Genomic DNA, 645 nt, shown 5'->3' with positions numbered 1-645 from the left:
GGACCACGTGAGTGCCGGTACTTCAGGTGCGGATGACTGGCGCAAGCCCATCGAAGCCTGATAGTGTGTGTCAGCCACCGCTTTGCGGTGGCTGTTTGCCATTGGGGTGTTTTCTGGCGAGGACGTCAACTGACAGTGTAAACGGTTGATTGAGAGCCAGAGAGCAGGCCAATGGCTTTTGGTGCAATTCGGCTAAACGGACATTCAACAGACATTCGAGTCAATCGCATTTAAACCAAGAGCATTTAAACCAAGAGCAAAAGGGCACTCGGCGAGCGGAGCTCAACGCCTTCCCCGAAAACAGGGTAAGCCGGGGCTCAGACAGCAAGAGCTCAGACAGCAAGAGTACCGCGAAAGGACAGGGACAATAAGGACAGCGAAGATGAGTCATCAAGGGAGCGGCATGCGTTTTGGATTCAAGGCGGGCAGTTTGGCAGAGGATAGCCTGTCGGTGCTGTCGTTCAAGCTGGAAGAATCGCTGTCGAGTCCTTATGTGGTAGAGCTTGAGTTGCTGAGTCGCCGGGACGATATCAAGGCGAGCGACTTGGTGGACCAGAGCGGGGTACTGAGTTGGTGGCAGGACGGCGAATGCCAGCGAGAACTGCACGGCATAGTAAGCCGCTTTGGCCGCGGCGACAGCGGCCA

Annotated in this window: 1 protein-coding gene; it reads left to right on the top strand. The window is 55.8% G+C overall.

The window, feature by feature from the left end:
• Positions 1–382: 382 nt before the first annotated feature.
• Positions 383–645: contractile injection system protein, VgrG/Pvc8 family (locus CBE72_RS07220; protein ID WP_240613083.1), on the top strand; the 263-nt coding region annotated here is incomplete at its 3' end.

It is taken from the genome of Shewanella carassii (assembly GCF_002777975.1).
GTDB lineage: Bacteria > Pseudomonadota > Gammaproteobacteria > Enterobacterales > Shewanellaceae > Shewanella > Shewanella carassii.
This window is presented reverse-complemented; position numbering and strand designations above follow the sequence as displayed.